This window comes from Nocardia exalbida NBRC 100660, assembly GCF_000308575.1.
Lineage (GTDB): Bacteria > Actinomycetota > Actinomycetes > Mycobacteriales > Mycobacteriaceae > Nocardia > Nocardia exalbida.
In genome coordinates, this window is record NZ_BAFZ01000164.1 from 1 (window position 1) to 22,286 (window position 22,286).

Annotated in this window: 23 protein-coding genes; 8 read left to right on the forward strand and 15 right to left on the reverse strand. The window is 68.3% G+C overall.

Annotated elements, in window-relative coordinates; translation table 11 throughout:
- Window positions 1–494, forward strand: a 494-nt coding sequence (locus tag ON29_RS32215; protein ID WP_040872005.1) for an IPT/TIG domain-containing protein, incomplete at its 5' end; no start/stop codon positions are given.
- Window positions 495–499: 5 nt separating this feature from the next.
- Here the strand turns inward: ON29_RS32215 and ON29_RS32220 are convergent.
- The 3 genes from ON29_RS32220 to cmdF form a co-directional block, all read right to left on the reverse strand.
- Complete coding sequence (locus ON29_RS32220) at window positions 500–1,609, reverse strand: phosphatidylserine decarboxylase family protein (protein ID WP_217999371.1); 1,110 nt, start codon at window positions 1,607–1,609, stop codon at window positions 500–502.
- 156 nt (window positions 1,610–1,765) lie between these two features.
- A complete protein-coding gene (locus tag ON29_RS32225) occupies window positions 1,766–3,307 on the reverse strand; it encodes an amino acid adenylation domain-containing protein (protein ID WP_157172984.1) in 1,542 nt (513 codons plus the stop codon).
- A gap of 11 nt (window positions 3,308–3,318) precedes the next feature.
- Window positions 3,319–4,935 (reverse strand): tyrosine 2,3-aminomutase, encoded by a 1,617-nt coding sequence (cmdF, locus tag ON29_RS32230; protein WP_051175854.1) that lies wholly within the window; start codon window positions 4,933–4,935, stop codon window positions 3,319–3,321.
- A 468-nt stretch (window positions 4,936–5,403) separates the two neighbouring features.
- On the opposite strand from cmdF, the gene ON29_RS32235 reads away from it, so the two are divergent.
- From ON29_RS32235 to ON29_RS32245, 3 genes are all read left to right on the forward strand, one after another.
- Window positions 5,404–6,345: a hypothetical protein gene (locus ON29_RS32235; protein ID WP_157172985.1), complete on the forward strand. Its 942-nt coding sequence runs from the start codon at window positions 5,404–5,406 to the stop codon at window positions 6,343–6,345.
- 228 nt (window positions 6,346–6,573) lie between these two features.
- On the forward strand, window positions 6,574–7,077 hold the full coding sequence (locus tag ON29_RS32240) for a hypothetical protein (protein ID WP_040872007.1): 504 nt from the start codon (window positions 6,574–6,576) through the stop codon (window positions 7,075–7,077).
- A complete protein-coding gene (locus tag ON29_RS32245; RefSeq protein ID WP_040872008.1) occupies window positions 7,078–9,489 on the forward strand; it encodes a M48 family metalloprotease in 2,412 nt (803 codons plus the stop codon).
- Between the two features lie 129 nt (window positions 9,490–9,618).
- Here the strand turns inward: ON29_RS32245 and ON29_RS36280 are convergent, their stop codons facing one another.
- Genes ON29_RS36280 through ON29_RS32260 form a run of 3 tightly spaced genes read right to left on the reverse strand, consistent with a single transcriptional unit; the run spans window position 9,619 to window position 10,934 of the window.
- A complete protein-coding gene (locus ON29_RS36280; protein WP_157172986.1) occupies window positions 9,619–9,882 on the reverse strand; it encodes a hypothetical protein in 264 nt (87 codons plus the stop codon).
- Window positions 9,879–10,487 (reverse strand): malonic semialdehyde reductase, encoded by a 609-nt coding sequence (locus ON29_RS32255; RefSeq protein ID WP_040872010.1) that lies wholly within the window; start codon window positions 10,485–10,487, stop codon window positions 9,879–9,881. Before ON29_RS32255 ends, ON29_RS36280 begins: the two co-directional genes overlap by 4 nt.
- A gap of 27 nt (window positions 10,488–10,514) precedes the next feature.
- The gene (locus ON29_RS32260; protein ID WP_040872011.1) at window positions 10,515–10,934 is read right to left on the reverse strand and encodes a nuclear transport factor 2 family protein; all 420 of its coding nucleotides are present in this window, start codon (window positions 10,932–10,934) and stop codon (window positions 10,515–10,517) included.
- Between the two features lie 173 nt (window positions 10,935–11,107).
- Between ON29_RS32260 and ON29_RS32265 the strand changes: the two genes are divergently transcribed.
- Complete coding sequence (locus tag ON29_RS32265) at window positions 11,108–11,890, forward strand: SDR family NAD(P)-dependent oxidoreductase (RefSeq protein WP_040872069.1); 783 nt, start codon at window positions 11,108–11,110, stop codon at window positions 11,888–11,890.
- A gap of 15 nt (window positions 11,891–11,905) precedes the next feature.
- On the forward strand, window positions 11,906–12,373 hold the full coding sequence (locus ON29_RS32270) for an acetyl-CoA carboxylase biotin carboxyl carrier protein (RefSeq protein ID WP_051175855.1): 468 nt from the start codon (window positions 11,906–11,908) through the stop codon (window positions 12,371–12,373).
- Here the strand turns inward: ON29_RS32270 and ON29_RS32275 are convergent.
- Together ON29_RS32275 and ON29_RS32280 are read right to left on the reverse strand one after the other, a co-directional pair.
- Entirely contained in the window at window positions 12,334–12,768 is a 435-nt protein-coding gene (locus ON29_RS32275; RefSeq protein WP_051175856.1) for a lipocalin-like domain-containing protein, read from the reverse strand. The genes ON29_RS32270 and ON29_RS32275 overlap by 40 nt on opposite strands.
- Window positions 12,769–12,797: 29 nt before the next feature.
- Complete coding sequence (locus tag ON29_RS32280; RefSeq protein WP_051175857.1) at window positions 12,798–13,292, reverse strand: luciferase domain-containing protein; 495 nt, start codon at window positions 13,290–13,292, stop codon at window positions 12,798–12,800.
- A gap of 103 nt (window positions 13,293–13,395) precedes the next feature.
- Here ON29_RS32280 and ON29_RS32285 point away from each other — a divergent pair, with 103 nt between their 5' ends.
- Entirely contained in the window at window positions 13,396–13,773 is a 378-nt protein-coding gene (locus ON29_RS32285) for a winged helix-turn-helix transcriptional regulator (RefSeq protein ID WP_040872013.1), read from the forward strand.
- Window positions 13,774–13,781: 8 nt separating this feature from the next.
- Here the strand turns inward: ON29_RS32285 and ON29_RS32290 are convergent, their stop codons facing one another.
- Genes ON29_RS32290 through ON29_RS32320 form a run of 7 tightly spaced genes read right to left on the reverse strand, consistent with a single transcriptional unit; the run spans window position 13,782 to window position 20,399 of the window.
- The gene (locus tag ON29_RS32290) at window positions 13,782–14,543 is read right to left on the reverse strand and encodes an alpha/beta fold hydrolase (protein ID WP_040872014.1); all 762 of its coding nucleotides are present in this window, start codon (window positions 14,541–14,543) and stop codon (window positions 13,782–13,784) included.
- Window positions 14,544–14,545: 2 nt separating this feature from the next.
- Window positions 14,546–15,799, reverse strand: coding sequence for an FAD-dependent oxidoreductase (locus ON29_RS32295; RefSeq protein ID WP_051175858.1), 1,254 nt, complete (start codon window positions 15,797–15,799; stop codon window positions 14,546–14,548).
- Window positions 15,787–16,713: an MBL fold metallo-hydrolase gene (locus tag ON29_RS32300; RefSeq protein WP_040872015.1), complete on the reverse strand. Its 927-nt coding sequence runs from the start codon at window positions 16,711–16,713 to the stop codon at window positions 15,787–15,789. Before ON29_RS32300 ends, ON29_RS32295 begins: the two co-directional genes overlap by 13 nt.
- Window positions 16,710–17,648, reverse strand: a complete 939-nt coding sequence (locus ON29_RS32305; protein WP_040872016.1) for an aromatase/cyclase — start codon at window positions 17,646–17,648, stop codon at window positions 16,710–16,712. Before ON29_RS32305 ends, ON29_RS32300 begins: the two co-directional genes overlap by 4 nt.
- A complete protein-coding gene (locus ON29_RS32310; RefSeq protein ID WP_040872017.1) occupies window positions 17,645–17,899 on the reverse strand; it encodes an acyl carrier protein in 255 nt (84 codons plus the stop codon). The genes ON29_RS32305 and ON29_RS32310 overlap by 4 nt, the downstream gene beginning before the upstream one ends.
- Window positions 17,896–19,134: a ketosynthase chain-length factor gene (locus tag ON29_RS32315; protein ID WP_040872018.1), complete on the reverse strand. Its 1,239-nt coding sequence runs from the start codon at window positions 19,132–19,134 to the stop codon at window positions 17,896–17,898. Before ON29_RS32315 ends, ON29_RS32310 begins: the two co-directional genes overlap by 4 nt.
- The gene (locus ON29_RS32320; RefSeq protein WP_040872019.1) at window positions 19,131–20,399 is read right to left on the reverse strand and encodes a beta-ketoacyl-[acyl-carrier-protein] synthase family protein; all 1,269 of its coding nucleotides are present in this window, start codon (window positions 20,397–20,399) and stop codon (window positions 19,131–19,133) included. The genes ON29_RS32315 and ON29_RS32320 overlap by 4 nt, the downstream gene beginning before the upstream one ends.
- A gap of 198 nt (window positions 20,400–20,597) precedes the next feature.
- On the opposite strand from ON29_RS32320, the gene ON29_RS32325 reads away from it, so the two are divergent.
- Window positions 20,598–22,286, forward strand: a complete 1,689-nt coding sequence (locus tag ON29_RS32325; RefSeq protein WP_040872020.1) for an acetyl-CoA carboxylase carboxyl transferase subunit — start codon at window positions 20,598–20,600, stop codon at window positions 22,284–22,286.

Below are 22,286 nucleotides of genomic sequence, written 5' to 3' on the forward strand. Positions count from 1 at the left end.
CCGGCGTCTCCCCCAGCGCGGGGCCGCTCTCCGGCGGCACCACCGTCACTCTCACCGGCACGCACCTGCTCGGCGCTACTGCCGTCACCTTCGGCGCCACCGCCGCGGGCGCGTTCACGGTGGTCTCCGACACCCAGATCACCGCCACCGCACCCCCTGGGTCGGGGACCGTGCAGGTCACCGCCACCACCCCCGGTGGGGTCAGCAACAGCGTCTCCTACCCCTATCTGAGCGCACCCACCATCACGACCCTCAACCCGAACCAAGGACCCACCACCGGCGGCGTCACTGTAACCGTCACCGGCACCAACCTCGCCCAAACCTCCACCGTGCTGTTCGGCGCCACACCCGCACCGTTCACCGTCATCTCCAATACCCAGATCGTCGTCGACGCGCCCGCAGGAGCCGCCGGACCGACCACCCTCACCGTCACCACACCCGGTGGCACCAGCCCGGCGGCGGTATACACCCGAGTCCCCCCACCCACTATCTGAATTTTCTAGTGCACCGCGATTTCCTGGCCGGCCCGCAACGCGATCCCCCGCGTACCGAGCTCGGTGCCGGTGAAATCGGTGTCGATGGTGAATCCGCAGACCGCGCCGGGACGGAAGACCAGGCATACGCTGCTTCCCCCGTAGCTGAAATACCCGAGTTCTGCGCCCTTACGCACCCTGCTGCCCACCTCGACGGACATCGAGATGGAGGATATTTCGGAGATACCGATGGCGACCAGGCAGAGTGTCCCGATGCCCGGATGCTCGGCATCGATGGTGACGACGGTTCTGGTATTCACACACGACATATAGGCCTGGGAGTAGGTGCCTGCGGTCGTGTCACCCCGGAGGGCATCGACACTACTGAACATCAGCCCGGGGATGGTCTCGATCCTGGTCACGGTTCCCGCGACCGGCGACCAGAAGCGATGATAGTTCCGGCCGTCGAGAAAGCTCTGGAATACGGTGCCTCCCTCGAACTTCCGTGAAATGCGGTCACCGTTGAGCATGTGATAGATCGAGTAGGGTTGGCACTTGATCCAGAACCGATCGAATCCCCTGACGTCCTGGGCCACTTTGTAGAGCGTGCCGTCATTGGGGGACACGATCACTCGCGAATCGTGCGGCGCGGCGACGGGGCGCCTGTCCGGCCGGATCTGCCTGTGGAAGAAGTCGTTGAACGACGCGAAGCCCCAGTGCGGATCCGCGGGGTCGGGAATGATGTAGTCGTGCAGGTTGTTCCGCTCGTACGAGGATGCGCACAACCACCCGTTGTCGCCGGTATGCAGCACATCGCGTGATTTCGGGGAGTCGAGGTGCGCGCACCAGCTCGCGAGGATTCGCCGCAATCCGTCGTTGAACGCCGTGTTGCGGCAGAGCACCCGGCCTGCCGGCGTCTCCATCATGTGCACGAACAGCGTCGAGACCGGGAAGAAGTTCGACCGGCCAGGGTCCGGATGGTATTCCGGAGCGCGCGTCGACAGCAGGTCCAGTGCCCGGACCAGCTCGGGGATGTCGGAGACCGTGCGGTTCGGCTCCGGCACCTCGTCGAGCATGGCCAGCGTGTACATGTGCACGATCGGGTCGCGCCACAGCAAGTCGGCGAACGCTCGCACCGACGGGGACCACTGGGCGGTTCCTGTGCTCGATCCCCGGAGTTCCCGCAAAGTATCTGCGAGGAACGCACTGATCTCGGAACCCATATGCGGCGAGTAACCACGAAGTGGCGGAATCAATTCGGTCCGGTCCAGGTCCACGACTGTCCCCCTCGATCAGTGTGCCGGGCGCTGGAGCCGCGCGAGATCCACCTTTCCCCCACTGTTGCGCGGCAGTGCCGGTAGTACGACAAACTCCGACGGCATGAGATCCGCGTCGAGTCGACGACGCAGGTGTTCGCGAATATCCCCCGCCGATAGCGAATTCGCGCCGGCGGCGACATAGGCGACCAGGAAATCCACCAGCCCCTCGGTGCCCGCAATTCCGACCACGACGCAGTCGATGACGGCCGGATGCTCGATCGCCGCGGATTCGATCTCCGCGGGCTCCACGCGCGTCCCGCGGAGTTTCATCTGGCGATCAGCGCGACCACACCATTCGAGGAGGCCGTCGGTGCGCCACCGCCCCAGATCGCCGGTCCGGTAGCACCGCAGGGGCTCCGCCGCGCCGGGCAGGGACAAGGGGACGAACCTCGCCGCGCCGTCCGCATCGGCGCCTGCGGTGTAGCTGTCGGGGAGGAACGGCGCGCAGATCACGATCTCGCCGACGGAGCCGTCGTCGCAGAGCCGGTCGTCGCCGTTGACGACGAAGACGCGATACCCGGGAATCGGGCGGCCGACCGGCACAGTCTCGGACCATCGCCCCTCCGGCACCTCCATCCATGTCGCCAGGATGGTCTCGGTAGGTCCGTACAGATTGATCAGCCGAGTGGCAGGCAGGTGCACCCGCAACGCGGCCGCCAGGGCTCCCGGCAGCGGTTCACCTGTCAGGAGCAGGCAAGACAGTGGCGGCGGTCCACCCGACGCGCCGCCATTGCCGAGGGCATGGACGATTTCGCGCGCGAAACTCGGAACGGTCTGCAGAACGTGCACGTCCTCCTCGGCCAGAAAATTCACGAGCAGGCGTGCGTCGTATTTGACCTCGGCCGGCAGGGGAACGACAGCGCCGCCGGCGACGAGCGTGGCAGCGATCTCGCAGAGACTCGCGTCGTAGTGGGTCGAGGCCCACAGTGCCCATTTCACCGCAGGCGCCAGTCGGAATTCCCGAACCATCCAGCAGACCAGATCGGTGAAGGCCCGATGGGTCTGTGTGACGGCCTTCGGTCGTCCGGTCGAGCCCGAGGTGAAGACTGTGTAGCAGGGAGCGTCCAGATCGAATACGGGAGGCGGAGTTTCGTTGTCCGCCGAGCCATTCTGGGCGGGGCGCGAGGGGTCGAACGGCGGAAGCCGTCGTCGATCCTCGGATGCGGCCCACCCGGTGGACCCGGACGGGCAGTCGGCGGAGACGACGACAATTCCCGGGGGCGAGTCGGTCAGGACGTCCCGGTCCCATCCGGTCGACGACACCGCCAGCGGCACCGTGACAGCACCGGCCCGCATCAGCGCGAGGAATACCACGACGAACTCGGGGCCGACCCCGAGCCGGGTGGCCACTCGATCCCCGGGCCGGATACCCCAGTCGCGCAAGGTACCGACGACCTGATCCGCCCAGGCATCCAGGCGGCCGTAGGTGAGGTCGCCGGCAGCCGGAGCATCGGGACGCGTCGCCGCGTGTGCGCGCACGTACTCCGGAACAGATGCCGAGCGCATCCGTGCCATCTCCGACATCGTCACTGCACCGGTGCGAAGGCGGGGAGACGACGGGAAGCCGCACGACTCGGCAACGACGGAAGCAGATCGTCCACGCCCGGGTCGAGAACCGTCCGGCGAACCGTGGCCAGGAACTCCGAGGCGATACCCTCGTCGTCGCGGAAGGCCGGGGTCGCCTGTCCGAGGTGCTCGAGCAGACCCCGGGTACCGGGACTGAACTTCTCGATACCCACCATCGTCGCGGCCTGATAACAGGCCGCGACGAGCACCGAGACGATCGTGTACACGTTGTCGACGAGCGTGCACGACTTCCGGGCGGCGATCAGGCCCATGCTGACCACGTCCTGGTTCTGCCCGTTCGACGGGATCGACTTGACCGACGCCGGAGCCGCGAGGTCCAGGTTCTCCGAGGCGATGCTGGTGGCCAGATACTGTGAGCCCTGCAGACCGGAGTTCAGCCCCTCGTCGCCGAAGGCCAGGAACGCGGGATAGGAACGGTTGAGGTGGGGATCGAGGATCCGATTCACCTGTCGCTCGGCCAGCACCCCGATTTCACACACGGCAACATTGAGGAAATCGCATGCCATGGAGACATACTGGCCGTGGAAGTTGCCGCCGTGGAAAATGGTCTCGGGCGAATCGAAGATGAGCGGGTTGTCGTTGCACGAATTCAGTTCTTCCTCCACCAGGCGCCGGCAATAGTCGAGAGTGTCGACGACAGGGCCGACGATCTGGGGAATACACCGCAAGGTGTAGGCGTCCTGGAGATAGTCGTGAACCTTGGTCACCCGCCCGGAGTTCGCCGCCTCCGCCTGGATGAGTCGCATCACCTCACCGTGGTCGCGGGTGAGTTCACTGCCACCGAGCAGCCCGAGGACCACCTCGGCCACCTCGCACTGCCCCGCGTGATTCTTCAGCTCGTGACCGCGCGGCTCGAATGCCCCGGTTGATCCCCGCATCACCTGCAGGAACGTGGCCGAGGCCCACAGCGCCACCCGCAGCAGGCGACGTGCCCGAACGAGCGAAACAGAGGCGACGCCGGTCATCGCGGAGGTGCCGTTGATCAGCGCGAGCCCCTCTTTGTATCCCAAGCGCGTCGGCCGCAGACCGGCGGCGGCCAGTGCCTCGGCAGCAGAGTGGATCACCCCGTCCCGGCGGACCTGCCCGGCGCCGATGAGCGAGATCGCCAGATGCGCCAGTGGGGCCAGGTCACCACTGGCGCCGAGTGATCCCTGCTGCGGGACCAGCGAATGGATACCGGCGTTGAGCAGGTCGGCCATCAACGTCAGTGTCTCGGGGCGAACCCCCGAGTAGCCTCGCATCAGGCAGTTGAGCCGGGCGACCGAGATGGCCCGCACCGTCGTGTCCTCGAACAGGGGGCCGCCACCGGCCGCGTGGGTACGCAGGAGGTTGCCTTGCAGCGCCGTCTCGAACTGCGGGGGGATGCTTCTGGTCACCATCTCGCCGAACCCCGTCGTGACCCCGTAGATCGGATGCCCTTCTGCACCCCATCGCTGGATCCGTCGATGCGTGGCGTCGACCATTGCGAGCTGATCGGCGTCGAGCTCCACCGGCTCGCGCTCGACGGCGATGTCGTAGACATCATCAACGGTCAATTCGCTGCCCCGAATCAGCATGCGATACTCCTTGGAATCCCCGTGAAAAACCCACGGCCACAAGATGCTTCGTTTCCGAGTCGCGGTGGCCGCGCCGAGAAAAGCCTGACACGGCGGCCGGGGCCGCCGGTATCAGCCGATCGGCCTACCCTTCGGGCGGAGCCGTCCTCCGACCCGGCCTCGGCGACAACGAATTCGAGGTTCGGCGCTCCGCCAGCCGTCGTGGGTGCGGGTATAGGTGAGCGGCGCTCATGTAGACCGTGCGGGGGTCGGCGGCGATGATCGAGGCGATCCAGAACAACCATGATCCATTGGCGCTGTCGCCATGCAGGGTGATGGTCGGGTTGAGGAAGAGCGATGGCAGCGCCGAAAGACTTCGTCGAGAGCATTCATCCAGCCGCAGCGGGAACAGTACGTGACGATCGGTCTCGCCCTACCGAGCCCTGCGTTGATGCGAGGGCGCCGTGACCCGTACCGTCACTTCGAACCGTGCGCCCGGCAACTGACAACCAGATCTGCGACGATCTGCCGGTGCCTCAGCATTTCCGCATCTTTGTCGCCTCACCGTCCGATGTGCGAGATGAGCGCCAAGCGATCTTCGAAATAGCGGCCCGACGGGAGGGTCCGGTTTCTTTTGATCTTGATTCCACGACGGATGCCTCCGTTGTGATCCAGGCACACCGCCAGGTCCAGGCAGTCGAGGAATTCTTTTCCCGGCTCGAAGCCGAGCGTCGCGGATTCAACAGGTACAAGTCGGTGGCCGATTTCGCCACGTCATTCGCTGACCACCTGAAAGCAATCGTGCGTGCACGCTTGGACGACCCCGCGCCGGTACGCTCGAGGGTTCTCGCTGCGCTGGCCGACGGGACCGACGATGTCCCCACCAGCGAGCTCATCGGTTTTGCGGCAACCATCCTGGAGGAGCCGCACCTTCGAATCATGGCGGTCGACCGACTCTCGGGGCGAGTCGTATCCGCCGAACAAGCCGATACCGTGCAACTCAGAGAGTTGGCGCAGCAACTCATGACCACTCGGCACGACGAACTCGGCGAAGCAGGCATCAAGCTCGCCAAACGCCTTGTCACCGATGGCAAGGCACCGATCGCGTTCCTGCGGTCCGGAGCGATGAACCCCAAGTGGCGGGTCAAGTCGGCAACAGTCGCCATCACGAGGGGGTTCGACGACACCGCTGTCATCGATGTGTACGAGGGCATCGGCAAGGCGCTGAGCTACTGGCGGCCGGTGCAGACAATCTCAGAGCACCTTTGCGAGATGGCGGAACGGTTGGACGACACCGACCGAGCACGAGCAATTCATATACTCCAAACGTTGTCGTCCAACCCTCGGCAATCGGCGAATCAGCAGACACGTCTACGAGCGGCCATCACTCAACTCGGCGGTCAACCGACTTCCGATGCTGCTTTCGACTAGCTCGAACTCCCGGAGACGGACAGTGCCGTCGGCGCCGGCACCCGCACAGCACAGGCCGACGCCGTCGCGATCAGTGTGGACAGGCGCTGCATCGTCACCAGCGACCTCATCGGCGAACTCCCTGCTCCGGCCGCTCCGCCCGCAGAACCCCCGACGGTATGGCAGAGCCGGCCCGGTTGTGGCACCCTGTTGGTCTGACTCGATTGTCTTCGCGCAGGGGGAATTTCGGTGAACGAGCCATCGCAGACGCAGGCCGTCCTACTGGACCCGTGGGAGGTGCCGTCGGCACGCGCGTTGGCAGCGGCTCACGGCGTCGAGGTGCAGGAGTTCCCCCGCCGCGGAATCGAGCCGGTCACGACCGTGACCCTGCTGCTGGTCGGTGCGGCGGCCGCCGTCGGTGCGGTATCGCACATCTTGGAGCAGCGCAAAGGTGGTCAGGTGATCGACCTGCGGCCGGGCGCACCGAAGGCGTTCTACCGCACCCCGGATGTCGTGTACGGCACCGTCGTGATCGTCACCGTCGACGGCAAGGTGACCGTGGAGGTCAGGGAGCCGGAGGGCATGTTCGGCAAGGTGGTATCCACCCTGCCGCAGTTGCTTTCCAGCGGCGGCAGCGCGGAGGAGGTCACTCGAACGGTGACCGAGAGGTTCGGCGCGGACATCGCGATAGAGACGGCGGACATCGCGGTCGAGACGATCGACGGCGATCCGGCTCCCGAGGGCGGCGCGTAGGTGCACGGTGACGCCCAGCAAGCAGCACAACGGTATTACGAGCAGCTGCGGGCGGCACTGGAGGAGCCCGAGCCCGGCGATCTCGCCGGCGCCGACCTGGCCGAATTCGAGACCAGGGCTGCGGAGCTCCTCGAACGGATCCTGCGGGACTACGCGGCTCCCGGGGTCACCCCGGAGATACGGGCGGAGGCGGAGCGGGTGGTCGCCCAGTTCATGCGCGGTCGCGCGGGCCGCCACGAGATCAAAGTCGAGCAGCTGAGCAGAATCCAGGACCGGATCGAAGCGGCCATTCCGACCATGTTCCCGGACGGCTTGCCCCGGCTCGGCGGGCGCCCGTTGGTGCGTCCGCTGCGAACCGGGCAGCTCAATGCCGTGTGCACGCTGACACCTGGACACTCGGATGCCTACCTGGTGCTCGTCGAGGACCAGATGGAGGAGTTCTGGCACAAGCTGAGCGCGGCAGTCGCCTGGGCGATCCCGCGCGGCCCTGTGCACGACGGACATCTGCGCGACTATCAGCTCGGCGTGTCCGGCGTGACCGAACGGATCGAGTCCGATCCGGATGTCCTCGCTCGTTTCGTCGACGCCGTCACCGGTTACGCGGTGACCGGCCGGTTCGATCGGACCGAGTCCTATCCCATGCTGCCTCCGGGCTACCTCAACTTCGCGAACATGTTGGGACAGTCCCTGGAGAACTTCGTGATCGGCCACGAATACGGGCACATCCTGTTCGGCCATCTGCACAAGACGGCGTCGAGCCGAGGTGTCCTGCCGATCGACGACGTCAGCACGCTGACCTACTCGTGGAAGCAGGAGCTCGAAGCCGACTTCATCGGCATGGGCCTGGCGATCAACTGCACCGACGCGTATCCGGTCGAGTTGAGTTTTCTGGGCATCAGCCTGTTCTTCGACGCCCTGGACGTCATGGATCGAGCGGTGTCCCTGCTGGAAACCGGTGACGAGAACGTCCGCCAGCTGGGCTCGCACCCACCGTCATATCTGCGCAGGCGGCGAATGCGGGAGTCGCTCGAGCAGCTGGCTCGCGTCGACGGCACGGACGAGCGGGAGAAGGCCGAACGGTTCCGGGCGGCGCTGAAGAACGCCGAGATTCAGGCGGACGTCGTGCGTCTGCTGTGGGAACGCACGCGACCACGCCTGCTGGACCTGCGCGAGCGTGGCGTGCGGCCGGCGCACACCTGGCGAACCATCCCGAAAGAAGCGCCTACGCCCGGCCCCCCGCTCGATCCGGGGTCGCTACACCCCGAGGAAGCCGCGTCGCACTACTACCGGAATCTGCTGGCGCGGACCGATGCCTTGCTCGGCGCCCGCGCTCGGGTCGACCCAGCCGCTCTGGGAACCGAACTCGATCGCTTCCTCCGCGTCGAGCGAGCCGACGATCCGCGAGCGGCGACGGTGCATCTGGGGCGCGATCCGCGGGACGTCGGCGACCTGTTCGCCGAGGTGCTGGGCTGGACCGAGAGTGCGTTGCAGGCCGAGGTGGCCGAATTCCCCCGCCCGCTCGTCGGCCACCTCCGGACGGGTCGGCTCGACGCGGTGCTCGCACCCGTGCCGGGCCATTGGGACGCTCGGGGCACCTGCCTGATGCTCATCGAAGACGAGCTGTCGCTGTTCGCGTTCAAGTTGGGTGAAGCAGTCCTGTCGGTCCTGCCGCAGCGGCGCACCGATGCGAGCGGTCGAACCAGCTTCTCCTTCGACGAGTCCGCCGCGGCCGAGCGATTGGATGCCGATCCGACGCTCGCCGCGCGCTTCGCCGAAATCGTCAGCGTTTACGCCATGACCGGCAGCGTCGTCGGCCATGCGCTCGGCGGGCCGGCGGGTGGTCAGCTCGACTTCGCCGCGGACCTGCGTGATTTCCTCCTCCGTTTCGTCCTGGGGCGGGCGTACGCACACCTCCTCGTGCACGCCCATGCAGCGCCGCCGCGCGCGGGAATGCTGCCGGTCCCCGATGTCGAATCACTCACCCACTCCTGGCAACAGGAATTCATGGCCGACGAGATCAGCTTGGGCATTCTCGCGACGGCCGGTTTCGGCGACGCCGACAACATCGACTTGGTAGGCGCCTTCCTGGGCATCGGCTTGTACTTCGATGTCGTGGACGTGATGGATCGCGCGTTGTCGCTGCTGGAGACCGGCGAGGAGCAGGCTCGTCAACTCGGTTCCCATCCGCCCTCGGACGCGCGAAGGCGACGGCTGAGTGAGCTTCTGGTCACGAGCGCCGAATCGACACGCCCGGTGATCGGAGCAGCCGAGGCGCAGGGCCGGATCATTCGCCTGTTCTGGGACCGTGCCCGGCCGCGCCTGCTGGAACTGCACCGGCAAGGCGCACGTCCAGCGCCCATGTGGCGGACGATCCCGAAGGAGACGAATGCCGACCCCGCACGCGACCGGTAGAGACATGACCATCTGCTACTCGCCGGCACGGTAGTCACTGGTCGTCGAGTGGGCCGGACGCGTCGAACCGCTGAGGCAGCCGCCACCGGAGACGAGCCGGCCCCGCCGACGACGCGCAGAGCAGCGAAATCAGCCGAAGACGACCATGAGCAGGCCGACCACACCGAACGCGGCCAGCGCCGGATCGGCCGGAGTCGTGCCCGCGGCGCCGCTTACGCGGGGGTGAACCGGGTGGGCAGCGACGCCAGACCGCGGATCACGACGTTCGGTTTGAATGCCGGTGTGTCCGAGCGTGATTCGATGTCGCGCACCTTCCGCAGGTGGCCACCCGCCGTGCACGGTGAACATCGCGTTGATGGTGGCGGGGTTCAGGTCGCGTAAGTCGCGCATCACACCGTGCTGACCACCTCCTCGTACTCCAGTCGCGGCGAGCGCGGGAACCACGCGTTCGGGCCCGGCTTGCCGATATTGACCACGACGAGGCCGGTGTGTTCGCCGCCCGGGAAGAAGTCCTCGTCCAGGCCCGCACCGTCGAAGCCGTTCATCGGGCCCGCCGCCAGCCCGGCGGCACGGACGCCGAGGATGAAGTAGCCGATCTGGATCAGAGCGTTGAAGCGCGCGGATTCGGCACGATAGTCGGCGTCGGCGAAGTAGTCTTTGGCCTCCGGCGCGTGCGGGAACACCTTGGGCAGGTTCTCGTGGAAATTCAGGTCGGCGGCCAGAATCGCCGACAGCGGCGCGGCGGCCGTCTTCGGCTTGTTGTTGTCGATCATGTGGGTGACCAGACGCGCCCTGGCCTCGGGGCTGCGCACCAGAACGATCCGCAACGGTTGCTGGTTCATCGACGTCGGTCCGTATTTGACAAGCTCGTAGATTTCGCGGATCTGGTCGTCGGTGACCGGCTCGCCGGTGAAGGCGTTCGCCGTGCGGGCCTCCCGGAACAGCAGGTCCTGGGCGTCGGCGGCGAGTGTGAGCAAGGCCGGCTGAACGGAATTCACAGGGTATCTCCTCGAATGCTGGTCGGATCAGTCGTGGACGACGCGCCGCGACCGGGTCAGCAACGCGCCGTCGGCGCGGACGAGCACGTCGTGCACGACGCAGCTCGGCGCGATCTCCGGCTTGCTGCCCGGGCGGATCTTCACCACCAGGCAGTAGGCGGTGGACACGATGGTCCCGTCGTCCTGCGGCTGCAGGTTGATCATGTTGAACCAATGCCTGCGCTGCATCGGGTCGGTCTCGAAGCGCTTGTGGAACTCGACCAAGTCGGCGATGATCCCCGCCCTGGTCCGGGCGGGGGGAATGCCCGGTGTGTGCTCGAATTCCGCGTCCTCGGTGAAAGTCGCCGCGTAGCCGGGGATGTCGCGGTTGTCCAGCCGCTGCATCTGCTCGGCGTAGAACTGCTGGACCTCGGCGTACAACTCGGTGCGGCTGGCGACGGTGGTCATGTTTGCTCCTGTGGTCGCGGCGGGGCTCGGCTGCAAGCCAGCGTGGTTCTCGCCGCTAGAGCCTCGGTTGAGCCGAGCCCCGCCGCGCGCGGTTGACCGGATCTATAGGACGCCGGTCGACCCTGGTGGTCGAGAAGCCCGGCGAGTTCGGAAGTTCGACCGATGGAGGAGTCATGGCGGAAAATCGGCGCGTCGCGCTGGTCACCGGAGCGACCAGCGGAATGGGCCTGGAGATCACCAAAAACCTTGCCTCCCAAGGCATCGCGGTGTTCCTCTGCGCTCGCGATCAGCAACGGGTGACCGACACGGTGAAGAGCATGCAGGACGACGGTCACGAGGTGGACGGCACCGTCTGCGACGTCGCCGACGCCGCGCAGGTCCGCGAGTACGTCGACGCGGGTGTGCGGCGCTACGGCCCGATCGACATTCTGATCAACAACGCGGGCCGCAGCGGTGGCGGCGTCACCGCGCAGGTGCCCGACGAACTGTGGTTCGACGTGATCAACACCAACCTCAACAGCGTTTTCCTGATGACGAAGGCGGTGCTGAACGCGGGCGGCATGCTCGAACGCGGTAGCGGCCGCATCGTCAACATCGCCTCCACCGGCGGCAAACAGGGCGTGGTGCACGGCGCCCCGTACTCCGCGTCCAAGCACGGCGTGGTCGGCTTCACCAAGGCGCTCGGCCTCGAACTGGCCAAGTCCGGGATCACCGTGAACGCCGTGTGTCCCGGATTCGTGGAGACGCCGATGGCCGAGCGGGTGCGCGAGGTGTATTCGGGGCTGTGGGGCGTGGACACCGAGGAGGTGCACGCCCGCGTCAGCGCGCGGGTGCCCATCGGCCGCTACGTGCAGCCGTTCGAGGTGGCGGCGATGGTCGACTATCTGATCGGTCCCGGGGCGGGCGCCGTCACCGCGCAGGCGCTGAACGTCTGCGGCGGCCTGGGCAACTACTGACAAGGAGTAAGGGCGATGACCGCAGTGCAGGAGAACGCTCCCACCTTCGGACACGAGGACTATCTGCGGGTGCTGGAGGCCATCCAGACCGGCGCGTTGCAGTTGCTCGCGGGTTTCCCGCAGCAGCCGAGCGCGCTGCGCTTCCAGGTGGGAGAGGTGACCGTCGAGGCCGAGTGGGCGGCCGTGCCCGCCCCGGTCGCGGTGGCCGCGGTGGAAGCCGTCGCCGCACCGGAGGCGCCGGTGCTCGGCGCGACCGTGCGCGCGCCCAGCGTCGGCGTGTTCTATCGCTGCCCGGAGCCGGGTGCGGACCCGTTCGTCGAGGTCGGCGACCGGGTGAGCGCCGGGCAGCAGGTCGGCATCGTGGAGGCGATGAAATTGATGATCCCGGTGACAGCGCAGGCAGGCGTGATCACCGGGATCCTCAAGGAAGACGGCGAACCGGTTCAATTCGATGAGCCCTTGTTCTCGTATTCAGCGGATTGACAGTGCGTTTCGGGCGGGCGGCTGCGGCGCCAGGTGAGTACCCGGCGTTGCGTCCGCCCGCCGACCCGCGCGGCGCCGATCAGCGTCAGCACGTCTGCGTTCAGCGACATCTGCCGCACCTGCTCGGTCCGCGCCCAGGCGGGGTTGGAGCAGACGCTGATCGCGTGCACCACCTCCGCGCCGGTGCGCCGCCAGGTGCCCGCGTACCCCATGAACGGGGTGGCTCCCTGAGTTCCGTCCGTGCGCATCATGCTCACCGACATGTAGCCGTGCGCGCCGTAGATCAGCAGGCCGCGCGGCGCGTCGCCCAGTGGCCCCTCGCTGGTGACGCCCTGGTCGTCGATGTCGTAGTAGGACACCAGTTCCCAGGTGCCGACAAGATCGGTTGCGTTCATGACACCGACGATGGCCGCCGCCGCTCTAATCACGCTGTAGCCGCTCGGACGGCGAAGCGGTGACTGATCCGCACCAGCTGCCAGACGACGTCCAGCTCCTCGCGATCACGCGGCCCATACACCATCACCAGGGTCCCCGGCAGGTATCCCTGCCGAGCCATCGGGTGCGCCTCCGCCCACCCCTGTCCAACCGCCTGTGCGACCACGTCTTCCGGTAGGCACATGTGCAGGCTGCCGTCCCCGCGCCCGTGCAGGTGGGCGAATTCGGTGCCCGCGAGATACGCCTCGGCGGGCCCCTGGGCGATCGTCGGCCGCAGGTGCAGTGCCCGGGTGTCGGGCAGGGAGACGCCGCTGCGCCCGAGCAGAACGCCGTCGAGCGTGGTCATCCGCGACCACAGCTGCTCTTGCAGTTCGGCGGGCGCGATCTGGTCGAGCTGCTGGTGCGGATTGTGCGCACGGGTGCGCGGCCGATCGCCGGAGCGCCGCGGCAGATCCAGCCGGCCGTCCACCGTTGTCGTCGTCATGACTGTGCTCCCTTCGGATTTCGCATGCTCGCGACCCTTGGAAACACATTACTTTCCAAAGTATAGTAGTAACCAAGGGGAAAGTGACTTACTCGGAGGACGTATGACAACCGCGCCTGAGACGCCGGTAGACCCTTGTCCGATCACACCGGTCATCGACCTGGTGTTCGGCCGCTGGTCCACCCAGGTGCTCTGGGTACTCACCCACGACGGCAAGCTGCGCTTCACCGAATTGCAACAGCGCATCCCCGGCCTGACGCCCAAGGTCCTCACCCAGCGCCTGCGCCAGCTCGAACGCGACGGACTGGTCGCGCGCACCTACCACCCCGAGGTCCCGCCGCGCGTCGAATACGAGGCGACCCCGCTGGCCAGAACGCTCACCCCGGTGTTCGGCAGCATCGTGACGTGGTCCTCCGAACACCTCGGCGAGGTCCTCGCGGCGCGCGCCGCCTTCGACTCGGGGGAGACTCGGGACCGATAGTCGACGGCCTACGGTGTCGGCGCCGGCCGAGTGGCGAGTTCGAGCAGGCATCCGGCCAACTCGCGCGGCATCGTGATCATGCAGTCGTGCCCGGTGGGGAGCACGTGGAGGCGGCCGGGAGGCAAATCGGCGGGTGGCAGGGTGCGGGGCATGGCGGCGCGCATCGCTTTGAAGTCCTCGCCGCCTTCGCCGCAGTAGACGTGTGTCACCGGAATCGCCGCCAGCGCCTCGGGATTCGTCAGCTTCATCGGCTGCTGGAAGGTCTTCAGCGACTGCGGCGTCTGCATGGACGCCAGCCAGCTGAGATCGGGTTCCTCCGTGACGCCGTACAGTCCGCCGTCGCCCGCCGGTTCGGTTTGCGGCGGCACCAGCCAGCCGTCGCCGGTGGCGGCCGCCGCGGCGGCGAAGGCATCGACCATGCCCGGCATGATGTCGGCCACCGCCTCGCCGTCGCGGGGCACGAAGGTGTCGATGTAGACCAGTTCGGCGATGCGGTCCGGCACGGCGTCGGCCAGCGCGGTGACGACGATGCCGCCGTAGCTGTGACCGACCAGGACGACGTCGGTCAGGTCCGCGGCGGTGACGAGGTCGATCAGATCCTGAACGTGGGTGTCGAGCCCGACGTCTGCGGTGAGCAGGTGCGCGCGGTCGCCGAGGCCGACCAGCGAGGGGGCCAGGACGCGGTGGCCCGCGTCCTCCAGCGGCGGGGTCACCCGCTGCCAGACCCATCCGCCGTGGAATGCGCCGTGAATGAGCAGGTAGGTCGACACGATCAGTTCTCCCTGAGTTTCGATAGCGCCGTAACGGTTCCGGTCGCGGGCGGCACCGGCTCGGGCCGGATGCCGAGGCCGATCACCCTGGCCACCAGCCGGGGCAGGCGCGGGAAACGGCGCAGCAGCCGGACCAGCAGCGGTCTGTCGGTCCCTGGTCGTCCCGCGCTGGGGTAGAGGTCGGCCAGAAGGTGCAACTGCGCGAATTGCACTACGCGCATGGGCAATTCGCGGCGGCGCTGAACGGCGCGCAGCTGCGCTGTGGACGCGTTCGCGCCCGCGGCGAGGATCGGCCCCAGCAGGCGAGCGGCCGCGATGGCGTCCTGCACCGCCAGATTGATTCCCACCCCGCCCGCCGGGGACATCGCGTGCGCCGCGTCCCCGATCGCCAGCAGCCCCGGGCGATACCAGCGGCGCAGCCGATCCACCCGGACGTCGAGTGGTTTCACGTCGTCCCAGTCCAGGATCTCAGCGTCCAGACGCGGCGCGAGCACGGGATAGATGGCGGACAGGTCCGCACGGAACCGCGCCAGCCCCGCCTCTCGGATCGTCGCGAAGCCGCCCTTGGGGATCATGTACGCGACCTGCAGATAGTCGCCGCGATCGATGCAGACGATGAAGAAACCCTTTCCGGTGCGCACAGTGGGCAGGCGCTCGCCCTCCGGCTTGCCCACCCGGAACCAGAGCACGTCCATAGGCGCCGCGCCCGCGGCGACCTCGAGCAGCCCCGACCGGCGCACGATCGAATGCCGCCCGTCGGCGGCGATCACAAGGTCGGCGGCGACCTCCAAGGGGCCGTCGGCCGACCTCGCGCGTACGCCTGCCACCGCGCCGTCGCGCTGGATCAGCTCGGTGACCTCCGCTTCCTGCACCAACCGGAAGCCGGGATAGCGGCGGCCCGCCTCGGCGAGGAAATTCAGCACGTCCCACTGCGGCATGAACGCCACGAACGGGTAGGGCCCGGGCAGGGCGCTGAAGTCGGCGAACACCACCGGACCGGTGGCGGTCGCCATCGGCAGCTGGGCCGATTCGACGTGCGGCAGCGCCAGGAACTCCTCGGCCAAGCCGAGCTCGTTCATCGCGAGCAGCGTCGAGGTGTGCACGGTGTCGCCCCGGAAATCGCGCAGGAAGTCCGGATGCTTCTCCAGCACGAGCACCTCGACGCCGGAGCGGGCCAGCAGCAGGCCTGCCATCAGTCCGGCGGGGCCGCCGCCGATCACGCAGACCCGCGCGGATGCGGTGGTCACGCCAGGCATGTCGGCACCTGCCCGCCGTTGTAGAGCACCATTTCGTCGAAGATCGCCAGTACGTCCAGCGGCTCGCCCAGCCGGCCGCCGGACAACTCCGCGTCGGCGCGGTACAGGTTGCCGACCAACCGCTCCTGATCGACCAGTTCGGCGAACTCACCGTGGTCGGCCTCCAGCGCGATCGCCAGCGGCGTCAGCCCGAGTGCGCGTCCCTCCGCGGCCAGGTCCTGCACCCAGCGCAGGTACCGCAGCGTCTGGTCGAAGATCTCCGGTCCGGTGACGGGGCCGTGTCCGGCGACAACCGTCTGCGCCCCCAGCGCGGCCAGCCGCCGCACCGTGGTGATCGCACCGCTGACCGACCCCATCAGGCAGAACGGCGCCGCGCCCGCCATCACCAGGTCTCCGGCGAACAGCACGCGCTCCTCGGGCAGCCACGCCACCACGTCGTTGGTGGTGTGCGCGGCGGTGCCGAAATGGATGAGTTCCACCCGGCGCTCGCCCCGGTGCAAGGTCAGGTGATAGCTGAAGGTGATGCTCGGCAACGTGACCCGCACATCGCCCCATTCGACGTCCGGCCACAGCTTCGTCAGCGCCAGGCCGGTCTCGATCATCTCCGGCCGGATCCGGTCGTGGCCGACGACGACGGCGGCCGGTCCGAACAAGTGATTGCCGAAGTTGTGATCGCCGTGGTGATGGGTGTTCACGATGGTGCGGGCCGGGCCTGTACCCAGCCTGTCGACGAACTCGACGAGTGCCCGGGTGCGCCCCTCCGTCGCCAGCGTGTCGATCACCACCGCGCCGTCTGGCCCGGTCAGCACACCGGCGTTGCTGACGCACCAGCCGCCGCGGCTGTGTGTGTAGGCGTAGACGCCGTCGGCGATCTCCTGCACGCGCGGTGTCGCGGTCGTCTCGGTGGCGGTCATGTCGGTGACTTCGTCGTCGCGGCATAGCGTTCCGCGCACCGCAGGGTGTTTCGGCTGTTAGCGGACAGCGCCTCGGTGAGGTATGCGCGGGCGTCGGCGAGATCGGTGTTCGCGCCGAGGATCTCGCGCGCGGCCTCGGGATCGATCCCGACCGTGTGCCGCGCGGTCACCAGCGCGCCGTCCGGTCCGTCGGCGAACTCCCACGCACCGCTGTGGCCGAACAGGATCGCGGGCGGCACCAGTTGTTTGTAATCGATTCGTTCGCCGGGAACGCACACCCGGATCGATCTGGTCGTGTGCGGGATCTCGCCGGCCGTCACCGTGTCCATCTCCATCAGCTGCACGCCCTCGGCGTCCTCGGTGAGCTCGATGCGGCCCACATGCGGCACCTGCTCGGGCCAGCGTTCGCTGTGGTAGACGAAGTCGTACGCCTCGTCGGCCGAGCATTCCAATGTCACGGTGTCCTCGAAGGTGTGGATGACCTCGTCCACCGGGTAGCCGAGCTCGGCGATGCGCGCCAGCGCCGCGAGCTCGACCACGCTGTTGCGATCGACCGACGCGGCGACCTGCGCGGCATCTGCCCCGTCCACCACGGTGAAGTGGTGGTCCAAGGTCACCTTCGTCGTGCCGGGGCCGATCCGGCGGAACGACCAGCGGCCACCCATCGACGCGATCGGCGCCTGACTGCGTTCCTGCTCGAAGGCGATGCGGCGCTGCCCGGCGTCCAGCACCCGCCGCGACGTCCAGTTCTTCACCGCGCCGCCGACCGTCGCCCACAGCCGGAAGCGCTCCTCGTCCGGCCCGCGGTGCAGGTGGCGCACCAGCACGCTCGGCTCGAAGATCACCGGCCACCTGGTCACGTCGGCGACCAGACCGTAGACGACGTCCGGGGCCGCCTGCACCACCCTGGTGTGGGACATCACTTCGGCATTCATGCCGCACCGCGCAGTTGGGCGTTCACGATGTCGACCAGCTCTTGCGGCGTCCTGACCTCGATGAGTTCTTCCTCCGGGATCATCACGCCGAAGTCGCGCTGGATCCGCGCCGCGGTCTCGATGAGCGCGAGCGAGTCGTAGCCCAGCTCCTCGAATTCCACGGCGGCGATATCGCCGCCGAGTTCGGCGAGGTCTTCGCCGCCCGCGCAGTCCACCAGAATTCGGCGTAGTTCGGTGATGGTGATGGTCATGATTCGCTCCTCGGCAGATCTCGATCGGACACGGCGCGCACGACGACCGCGGAGTTGAAACCCCAGCGCCCGCGTGCCAGGACGAGCGCGCCGCCGACGGTGGCGGAGCGCGGGGAACCGAGGACCAGGTCGATCCGGTAGTCCTCGGCGAGCGTGGCGGTGTGGGCGGTCGGCGGGATCACCGAGTCGCGCATCGCCAGCAGCGCGGTGACGACGTCGAGCGGACCCGCGCCGGAGAACAGGCGTCCGGTCAGCGGTTTCGACGCGGTGACCGGAACGCCGCCCGGCCCGAACAACGCCTCGATGGCGGCGGCCTCGTCGCGGTCGCGATCGGGTATGCCGGAGGCGTCGGCGAACACCACGTCGATGTCACCGGGCGTCATCCCGGCGTCGGACAGCGCGAGTTCGGCGGCGCGGCGCAGGCCCGACGGCCTGCCGGAACCGGGCGGCGGGTCGAAGGTCGAGGCGTACCCCGCGATCTCGCCGTGCACCTTGGGCACGCCACGGGCGCGCGCGGCGGCGGCGTCCTCGACCACCAGCATCGCGCCGCCCTCACCGGGCACGTATCCGGCCGCGCGGGCGTCGAACGGCAGATAGGCGTGGTCGGGGTCGATCGCGGTGCTCACCCCACCGCTGGACAGATGCGAGGCCCAGCCCCACGGATCCAGCGCCGAATCGACGCCTCCGGTGACCACCAGCGGCGTCCCGCGCCGCACGGTGCGCCGCGCGTGGCCGATCGCGTCCAGTCCGCCCGCCTGCTCGGCGACCAAGGCGCTGCTCGGCCCGCGCATGCCGTGCCGGATGGAGATCTGGCCGGTGTTGACCGCGTAGAACCAGGCGAAGGACTCGTACACGCTGACGTGCTCGGAGCCGAGCGACCACAGCTTGTTGAACTCCCGATGGGTGAATTCGAAGCCGCCGGAGGCGTTCCCGGTCACCACGCCCATGTCGTAGTCGGTCAGCGTCGTCGTGTCGACCTTCGCGTCGTCCAGCGCCCACTGCGCGGCGACCAGCGCCATCCGGGTCGAGACGTCCGTCTGCGGCAGCAGCCGGCTCGGCAGGTGCTCACCGGCGTCGAAATCGGCCACCTGTCCGGCCAGGCGTGCCGACGAGCCGCCGGCGTCGAACCGGGTGAGCGGCGCGATCCCGCCACGCCCGGCCAGCACGGCGTCCCAGAAACGCTCCACGCCCATGCCGTTCGGCGCGAGCACCCCCATTCCGGTCACGAGGATCATGCCGTCACCGCCTCCGCCTTGCGCAGCACCATCGCGCTCTGGAAGCCGCCGAACCCGCTGCCCACCGTGAGCACGGTGTCCATCCGGTGGTCGCGGGCGGTCAGCGGCACGTAGTCCAGATCGCATTCGGGGTCGGGTTCGTGCAGATTCGCCGTCGGCGGCACCACCTGGTATTCCAGCGCCAGCAGCGAGGCGGCGATCTCGACCGAGCCGATCGCGCCGAGCGAGTGTCCCACCATCGACTTGATCGAGCTCATCGGCGTGGCGTAGGCGTGCGCGCCGAGACTGCGCTTCACCGCGGCGGTTTCGTGCCGGTCGTTCTGCCTGGTGCCGGAGCCGTGCGCGTTGATGTAGTGCACGCCGGTCGGGTCGATCCTGGATTCGTCGAGTGCGACCCGGATCGCCTCGGCCATCTCACGGCCGTCGGCCTTGAGTCCCGTCATGTGGTAGGCGTTGCACCTGGTCGCGTACCCGGAGATCTCGGCGTAGATATGCGCGCCGCGCTTGCGCGCGCTCTCGTACTCCTCCAGCACGAAGAGCGCGGCGCCCTCGGCGAGCACGAACCCGTTGCGTGAGTTGTCGAACGGCCGCGAGGCCGCCTCCGCCTCGTCGTTGCGCGGGGTGGTCGCCTTGATCGCGTCGAAGCAGGCCACCACGATCGGCGTGATGGGCGTGTCGGCCGCGCCCGCCACCATGACGTCGGCGGAGCCCTCGCGGATCAGCTGCACCGCGTGGCCGACCGAGTCCAGTCCCGACGTGCATCCGTTGGAGACCATCGCCACCGGCCCCTCCGCGCCGACGCTCCAGGCCACCTCGGCGGGCATCACGCTGGGAATCATGTAGTCGAACATGTGCGGGGAGAGATAGGTCTGGTCGACCAGCCAGTTCTTCCCGGAATCCGACAGCACCAGGTATTCGCGCTCCAGGCTGGTGGCCGCGGCGACCGCACTGCCGAGGCTCACGCCGAGCCGGTGCGGATCGACCGCCGCGAGGTCGAGCCCGCTGTCGGCCACCGCCTCCCGCGCACAGACCACGGCGAACTGCACCGCCCGGTCCATGCGCCGAATCTCCCTGGGAGACAATCTTTCCCGCACCGGGTCGAAGTCCGCTTCGCCGGCCACCCTGGACCGGTACGGCGAGGCGTCGAAGAACGAGATCGGGCGTGTCGCGGTGCGGCCTTCGGACAGCAGCTTCCAGAACTCGTCCTTACCCGACCCGCCGGGCGCGCGGACGCCGAGCCCGGTGACGACGACGCGGCGGCTCATCGCGCACCACCGGATGCGTTGGTGTTCATGGCGTTCTCCCTTCGATGGTGCGATCGAGCATCGGGGACGGCCCTCGAACCTCGCTCGAGTGAGCGAGTCGAGTTGTTCTCGAGCGGTGTGGCGCAGGCTGTCGCTGTGATCGCCCGGCCGGCGCCGCCCGGATCGATCACCCGTTCCCGAGCACAGGAGACACGCGTGATGAAGTCAGCACACGGCCAGGACGGCGCCGCGGACTGGGTGCTCTGCCCGGCATGCCTGATCCCGCCGTACGGCAAGCGGTTCGCCCGCGACCTCGGCGTATGCGGAGAATGCGGCAGGCACACTCCGATCACCGCGCAGCAGCGCATCGGGCAGCTCGCCGACGAGGGGCGCTTCGAGCCGCTACCGGTCGCCGCCACCGACGAAGACCCGCTGACCTTCACCGACACCAAGCCCTACTCGGACCGGCTGGCCGCCGCGCGCACCCGCACCGGCATGCACGACGCGGTGCTGTGCGCGCTGGCCGCGATCGAGGGCAGGCCGGTTGTGATCGCCGCCATGGACTTCCGCTTCCTGGGCGGCAGCCTCGGCACCGCGGTCGGCGAGATGATCACCGCGGCGGCCGAAACCGCACTGGCACGGCGTCTTCCGCTCATCATCGTCACCGCCTCGGGCGGCGCCCGGATGCAGGAGGGCCCGCTGTCGCTGATGCAGATGGCCAAGACCAGCGCGGCGCTGGAGCAATTGGACCGGGCGGGCATCCTGACCGTCACCCTGATCACCGACCCCACCTACGGCGGCGTGGCGGCCTCCTTCGCCACCCTCTCCGACGTGCTGATCGCCGAACCGGGCGCCCGGCTCGGGTTCGCCGGGCGGCGAGTGATCGAGCAGACCATCCGGCAGCAGCTGCCGCCGAAATTCCAGACCGCCGAATTCCTGCTGGAACGCGGCCTCATCGACATGATCGTGCCGCGCGCGGGCTTGCGCCAGGCGCTCGGCGCGCTGCTGCGGGCCGCGGGGCCGGTCGATCCCGCCGCAACCCTCATCGCCGCGGACGCGGGCGCGATCACCGATCCGGCCCGCCTTCCCGCGACCGATCCGTGGACGCAGGTGCGCCGGGCTCGATCCCCGCAGCGGCCGACCGCGTCGGACTACTTCGCACTCGCCTTCGACGAGTTCCGCGAGTTGCGTGGCGACCGGATCTCCGGTGATTGCGCCGCGGTGGTCGGCGGAACGGCGTGGCTCGGCGGGCGGCCGGTCATGGTGATCGGCCACCAGAAAGGACACGATCCCAAGGAGTTGATGGAACGCAACTTCGGCATGCCGACCCCGGCCGGCTATCGCAAGGCGGCTCGGCTGATGCGGTTGGCCGAGAAACTCGGGCTGCCCGTCATCACTCTGATCGACACGCCCGGCGCGTATCCGGGCGCGACCGCCGAGGAGCAGGGGCAGGCGATCGTCATCGCGGAGAACATCCGGTTGATGTCCGCGCTGCGGGTGCCGGTGATCAGCGTGGTGATCGGCGAGGGCGGCAGCGGCGGAGCCCTGGCGCTCGGGGTGGCCAACCGGGTGCTGATGTTCGCGAACGGCACGTACTCGGTGATCAGCCCGGAGGGCTGCGCGGCGATCGTGTGGAACGATCCCGCCGCCGCGCCCGAGGCCGCCGCCGCGCTGTCGCTCACCGCGCGCGACCTGCTGCGTCTCGGTGTGGTCGACGCGGTGCTGCCCGAACCGGGCGACGACGTCGCTTCGGCGCCCGTGGCCGCGGCCGATCAGCTGCACCGCGCCCTGGCCGCGACCCTCGGCGAGCTGGCCGGGCGCGGCGGTGCGGAGCTGGCCGACGAGCGCCGCGCCCGGTTCCGGCGCTTCGGGGCGCGGCAGCAGGTCCTGGTCCGGTCGGTCGCGTAG

What these genes read in the sequence shown, in the direction of transcription:
- ON29_RS32225 (WP_157172984.1), bottom strand. Translation starts at nt 3,307, where the DNA reads ATGGCACGGATGCGCTCGGCATCTGTTCCGGAGTACGTGCGCGCACAC.
- cmdF (WP_051175854.1), bottom strand. Translation starts at nt 4,935, where the DNA reads ATGCTGATTCGGGGCAGCGAATTGACCGTTGATGATGTCTACGACATC.
- ON29_RS32260 (WP_040872011.1), bottom strand. Translation starts at nt 10,934, where the DNA reads ATGACCACCGTCGCCAGCCGCACCGAGTTGTACGCCGAGGTCCAGCAG.
- ON29_RS32265 (WP_040872069.1), top strand. Translation starts at nt 11,108, where the DNA reads ATGGCGGAAAATCGGCGCGTCGCGCTGGTCACCGGAGCGACCAGCGGA.
- ON29_RS32270 (WP_051175855.1), top strand. Translation starts at nt 11,906, where the DNA reads ATGACCGCAGTGCAGGAGAACGCTCCCACCTTCGGACACGAGGACTAT.
- ON29_RS32275 (WP_051175856.1), bottom strand. Translation starts at nt 12,768, where the DNA reads ATGAACGCAACCGATCTTGTCGGCACCTGGGAACTGGTGTCCTACTAC.
- ON29_RS32280 (WP_051175857.1), bottom strand. Translation starts at nt 13,292, where the DNA reads ATGACGACGACAACGGTGGACGGCCGGCTGGATCTGCCGCGGCGCTCC.
- ON29_RS32285 (WP_040872013.1), top strand. Translation starts at nt 13,396, where the DNA reads ATGACAACCGCGCCTGAGACGCCGGTAGACCCTTGTCCGATCACACCG.
- ON29_RS32295 (WP_051175858.1), bottom strand. Translation starts at nt 15,799, where the DNA reads ATGCCTGGCGTGACCACCGCATCCGCGCGGGTCTGCGTGATCGGCGGC.
- ON29_RS32300 (WP_040872015.1), bottom strand. Translation starts at nt 16,713, where the DNA reads ATGACCGCCACCGAGACGACCGCGACACCGCGCGTGCAGGAGATCGCC.
- ON29_RS32305 (WP_040872016.1), bottom strand. Translation starts at nt 17,648, where the DNA reads ATGAATGCCGAAGTGATGTCCCACACCAGGGTGGTGCAGGCGGCCCCG.
- ON29_RS32310 (WP_040872017.1), bottom strand. Translation starts at nt 17,899, where the DNA reads ATGACCATCACCATCACCGAACTACGCCGAATTCTGGTGGACTGCGCG.
- ON29_RS32315 (WP_040872018.1), bottom strand. Translation starts at nt 19,134, where the DNA reads ATGATCCTCGTGACCGGAATGGGGGTGCTCGCGCCGAACGGCATGGGC.
- ON29_RS32320 (WP_040872019.1), bottom strand. Translation starts at nt 20,399, where the DNA reads ATGAGCCGCCGCGTCGTCGTCACCGGGCTCGGCGTCCGCGCGCCCGGC.
- ON29_RS32325 (WP_040872020.1), top strand. Translation starts at nt 20,598, where the DNA reads ATGAAGTCAGCACACGGCCAGGACGGCGCCGCGGACTGGGTGCTCTGC.